This window comes from Gilliamella sp. B2911, from assembly GCF_026536965.1.
In the GTDB taxonomy this organism is placed as follows: Bacteria; Pseudomonadota; Gammaproteobacteria; order Enterobacterales; family Orbaceae; genus Gilliamella; species Gilliamella apicola_E.
Map to the genome: position 1 here is coordinate 1 of NZ_JAFNNA010000020.1, position 5,587 is coordinate 5,587.

A 5,587-nucleotide genomic window follows, 5' to 3' on the forward strand; every position below is an offset into this window, starting at 1 on the left:
TATCTATCGTCGATAGAAACAATCGGCCTGTATCACGTAATACTGTGTTAACGACATGTAATGGTTCTGCACCTTATAAGGTTACGTTATCTAGTTCTAACGGTACATTATTTACTCGTTACGGCGTTCCTAATCGTAGTACTTTCAATGCAAGTAATGTGACTTATTACGTCAATCCTAAGGCTGGGGCGGTTGTTTGTTTTGCTCGGCCTAACTTAAAGTTTGGTAAGCTTAATGAGGATGGTTATTCTCACGATTTCCGCGGCCCATCTTCGATGTGGGACCCTGCTAAGGGTTTTCTCACTCAAGAAACAGACCCGTCACTTTACGGTAGAAACTTTCCTACAACTGGCGCTAATGGAATGTACTTTGATTTACTCATTAGTGGTAGTAGTCAGCCATTGTCTTGGTCTCCAGTTTCTCTGGGTGGTATCACAGTCACAATGTCTAATCCTACTGCTACAAGCGTACGCGTTACTTTAACGGGTCCTTACGCTACCACATCCCAGCATAGTTCAGCCAATCCTGGTCGTATTTCTACACCATCTTTGCCTCAGACTTTCGAGTTGGTCGGTCGTGATAGTAATGGTACTCCAGTCGTCAGATATGGTTTTACTTTGAAGCAGTGGTTCGTCAACCGTGGTTCTAAAAAGGACAGGTATCCTCAAACTTTATCTTGGTGTAATAGTCTTGGTTATCGCCTTCCTAAGGTAAAGGATTTAACCAATGCATCTTGTCGAGGTTACAATTCAGGCACTTTTTGTCAGGGTTCAGTCGGCGCCACTCCTTCTTCTCCTAATAATGTGTACATGCGTCATATAGGTTCTGGCTTTTTCACGGAGTGGGGCGCTGCGACCGCTTACTCTGGCGTTGGCTTCTACTACGGTTGGTACTGGACTAGTGACTCGTATGGTAGTCTCCAGTTTCTCGCCTGCGCAAACAACGGTTGTGTGGATTTGGACCACAACAACGACGACTACGGACTTTGCTCCCATCCTTAGTTCTTATTCCTTCGTCCTTAATCCTTAGGGCGGGGGCGGGGGTGATAAAAAATAGTATTAGGTGATTAAAAGCAAGCTAAGAGTCAACGTCGTTTAGCCATAAAAAAAGCGATTTTGTGGCTTAGCGATGTTTGAGTTACCCGCCTTGGCGGGTTTATTTTTGAGGAGTTTTATCTTAGAAAAAAAGTTGAGGAACGGGGTTTTTGGGGTCTAAATTCTGTTTTGAAATATTGCCTCAAATAAGTAATTCCGCTTTAAACTATGGCGCTTTTTAGTGGCCGTTTTTTCCATCAAAAAAGTTGAGGAGCGGGGTTTTTGAGGTTCTAAATTTCACTTAAAAATTATTAAAATATCAAAATCACTAAATTTCTAATCCAAAGCCCTAAAATAAAATTTTCAAGGATCAATTGTTCTAATTCTAAAGATTTGTAACTTAGATATATTCAATTAAAACAATATTTAAACAATTATAACCCAGATCCTTTTTAGATCTTATTTACAAAAGTTAACGTAAATGAGCGAAAAAAAGTGTTGCATCGTGTTTTTCCAATCACTATACTTTTTACACGGTTTTAGCTAATAGGCTAAAATTTGACAGAAAAGCATAAAATTGTAAATTAATCAAAAAATTACTTGACAGGGTAGTCTAAAATGCATTATAATTTTCAACAGGCAACAGGCAACAGGCAACCTGGCCAACCTATCTTTTAAATTCGTCTAAGTCCAGCACCCAGTTTAAATTTTTCACTGAAACTTATTTTTCTACTCAATCAAGTGAAATTCTGCGAATTTTCGCGCGATCGCTTCCGCGATCCTCTTCTCGATCCTTTTCCCGGTCGTTTTCCGGATCCATTTCCAGATCCTTTTTCGGATCCTCTTTTCGATCCTTTTCCCAATTATCCCGGCAGATTGTTTTTTTCGTGGTCTTTTTCCTTCCTTTTTCCAGTCATGCATTGACATCACAGACAACTAGGAATGCGATACAGGGTAGTGCACCGTATCTGACTTTCGACGGTGGTCGTACTCGTGCGGTTGATGCTAACGGTCTGCTTGGGATTACGCTATCTAACGGAGCTAATTACACGCCTTCTAACAATTCATCATCTACAACCCCAATCGTCTTGCCGGTTGAGGGTCAGAGTTTTGCTGATATTGGTATGTTCGTTCCTACTGATACAAATTCAGTCGCTTTGAGTTCTCTTATCGGTCCACCTAATAATTATTGGGGGGATGATGATGGTGATAGTGACGTTACTGTTACTGGTTCTTTAATTTTATCTATCGTCGATAAAAGCGGTCAAACGGTATCACGTAGTACCGTGCCAGAGATTTGTAAGGCACCTTATAAGGTTACCTTATCCAGTACTGACGGTACATTATCCACTCGTTACGGATTTCCTAATCGTAGTACTTTCAGTGCTAGTAATGTGACTTATTACGTCAATCCTAAGGCTGCACCTGTGGTTTGTTTTGCTCGGCCTAATTTGTATATGGGTACAGGTGATTATGCTGGTCCAGCTTCAATGTGGGACCCTGCTAATGGTTTTATCCCTCAGTCAACTGAGCCATCACTTTACGGTAGAAACTTTCCTACAACTGGTGCTAACAAACTGTACTTTGATTTACTCATTAGTGGTGTCAGTCAGCCATTGTCTTGGTCTCCAGTTTCTCTGGGTGGTATCACCGTTACAATGTCTAATCCTACTGCTACAAGCGTACGCGTTACTTTAACGGGTCCTTACGCTACCGAATCCCAGCATAATTCAGACAGTCCTATTCCTATTTCTAAACCTACATTGCCTCAGACATTCGAGTTGGTCGGTCGTGATAGTAATGGTACTCCAGTCGTCAAATATGGTTTTACTTTGAAGCAGTGGTTCGTGAACCGTGGTTCTAAGCGGGACTATTATGCTAATACATTATCTTGGTGTAATAGTATTGGTTATCGTCTGTCTCGCGTAAGGGATTTAACCAACTCGGTTCGTACAGAATCTCCTGCTATCTCTGGCGCCACCCCTTCCTCGCCAGTTAATTATTATATGCGTCATATAGGTTCAGGTTTTTCCTCGGAGTGGGGTCGTATGTATGATTATTCAGGCGTTGGCTTCGGCAACCATTGGTACTGGACTAGTGACCCGTATGGTAGTGACCAGTTTATCGTGGACACGGACTACGGTTACGTGGCTTGGACCCACATCCACGACAAATGCCACGTACTTTGCTCCCATCCTTAGTTTTTATTTCTTCGTCCTTAATCCTTAGGGCGGGGGCGGGGGTGATAAAAAATAGTATTAAGCAATTAAAAGTAAGCTGACTCAAGGAGTCAACGTCGTTTAGCCATAAAAAAAGCGATTTTGCGGCTAAGCTACGCTTCAATTACCCGCCTCGGCGGGTTTATTTTTGAGTTTTTTATCGCAAAAAAAGTTGAGGAGCGGGGTTTTTGGGGTTCTAAATTCTGCAATGTTGCCTCAAGTAAATAATTCCGCTTTAAACTGTATCGTTTTTTAGTAGTCGTTTTTTACATCAAAAAAAGTTGAGGAGCGGGGTTTTTGAGGTTTTAAATTTCACTTAAAAAGTTTTAAATGATCAAACTTACTAAATTTCTAATTCAAAGCCCTAAAATAAAATTTTCGATGATCTTTAATCATCTTTTCAAAGATTTGTAATGATAATATATTCAATTAAAACAATAGTTAATCAATTACAACTTAGATCCTTTTTAGATCCTATTTACAAAAGTTAACGCAAATGAGCGAAAAAAAGTGTTGCATCGTGTTTTTCCAATCACTATACTTTTTACACGGTTTTAGCTAATAGGCTAAAATTTGACAGAAAAGTATAAAATTGTAAATTAATCAAAAAATTACTTGACAGGATAGTCTAAAATGCATTATAATTTTCAACAGCCAACAGCCAACAGCCAACCTGCCAAACCTATCTTTTAAATTCGTCTAAGTCCAGCACCCAGTTTAAATTTTTCACTGAAACTTATTTTTCTACTCAATCAAGTGAAAATCTGCGAATTTTCGCGCGATCGCTTCCGCGATCCTCTTCTCGATCTTTTTTACGGTCGTTTTCCGGATCCTCTTTCAGATCCTGCTTTCGATCCTTTTCCCAATTATCCCGGCAAATTGTTTTTTTCGTGGTCTTTTTCCTTCCTTTTTCGGGTCACGCATTGACATCACAGACAACTAGGAATGCGATACAGGGTTGTGCGCCGTATTTGACTTTCGACGGTGGTCGTACTCGTGTGGTTAATACTAACGAGCTGCTTGGGATTACTTTATCTAATGGCTCAAGATACACACCTTCAAACAATACTTCATCTTCTTCAAGACCAATTGAGTTGCCTACTGCCGGTGAGAGTTTTGCTGATATTGGTATGCTGGTTCCCACTGATACTAATTCAGTCGCTTTGAGTTCACTTATCGGTCCTCCTAATAATTATTGGGGGGATGATGATGGAGATTCTGGCGTTAGTGCTACTGGTCGTTTAAGTTTATCTATCGTCGATAAAAGAGGTCAATCGGTATCACGTAGTACAGTTCCAACAATTTGTAATGCACCTTATAAGGTTACGTTATCTAGTTCTAACGGTACATTATCAACTCGTTATGGTTTTCCTAATCGTAGTACTTTCAGTGCTAGTAATGTGACTTATTACGTCAATCCTAGGGCTGCGCCTGTGGTTTGTTTCGCCAAACCAAATACGTATCACGAATATTCTAGCCAAAATGGTCCGTTTTGGATGTGGGACCCTGCTAATGGTTTTCTCACTCAAGAAACAGACCCGTCACTTTACGGTAGAAACTTTCCTACTACTGGTGCTAACAAACTGTACTTTTATTTACTCATTAGTGGTGTCAGTCAGCCATTGTCTTGGTCTTCTGTTTCTCATGGTGGTATCACAGTCACAATGTCTAATCCTACTGCTACAAGCGTTCGTGTCACTTTAACTGGTCCTTACGCTACCACATCACAGCATAATTCAGACAATCCTGATCGTATATCTAAACCTTCTTTGCCTCAGACTTTCGAGTTGGTCGGTCGTGATAGTAATGGTACTCCAGTCGTCAAATATGGTTTTACTTTGAAGCAGTGGTTCGTCAACCGTGGTAAGAAGTATGACACTTATCCTAATACATTATCTTGGTGTGATAGTATTGGTTATCGTCTGCCTAGCGTAAGTGATTTAACCAACGCTGTTCGTAGAGATGTAGTCGTACCTAGCGCCCCCCCTTCCTCGCCGGGTAATCATATTATGCGTCATATAGGTTCAGGTTTTGTCACTGAGTGGGGTAATATGCCTGATTATTCAGGCGTTGGCTTCCGCCGCAACGCTTTGTACTGGACTAGTGACCCGTATACTAGTAACTCGTCTACTAATAACTACCAGTTTCTCGTGAACACAGGCAGCGGTAACGTAGATTGGGGCTACAGCTACCGCTACGCGCTTTGCTCCCATCCTTAGTTTTTATTCCTTCGTTCTTAATCCTTAAGGCGGGGGCGGGGGTGATAAAAAATAGTGTTGAGTGATTAAAAGCAAGCTGACTCAAGGAGTCAACGTCGTTTAGCCATAAAAAAAG

The 5,587-nt window shown here is 40.9% G+C and carries 3 protein-coding genes; all 3 read left to right on the plus strand.

Features of this window, described 5'->3' with window-relative positions:
• The coding region (locus J3U27_RS11410) for a hypothetical protein (RefSeq protein ID WP_267377484.1) at positions 1 to 1,001 on the plus strand (1,001 nt) is incomplete at its 5' end.
• A gap of 920 nt (positions 1,002 to 1,921) precedes the next feature.
• Positions 1,922 to 3,235: a hypothetical protein gene (locus tag J3U27_RS11415; RefSeq protein WP_267377485.1), complete on the plus strand. Its 1,314-nt coding sequence runs from the start codon at positions 1,922 to 1,924 to the stop codon at positions 3,233 to 3,235.
• Between the two features lie 908 nt (positions 3,236 to 4,143).
• On the plus strand, positions 4,144 to 5,472 hold the full coding sequence (locus J3U27_RS11420; protein ID WP_267377486.1) for a hypothetical protein: 1,329 nt from the start codon (positions 4,144 to 4,146) through the stop codon (positions 5,470 to 5,472).
• Positions 5,473 to 5,587 lie beyond the last annotated feature (115 nt).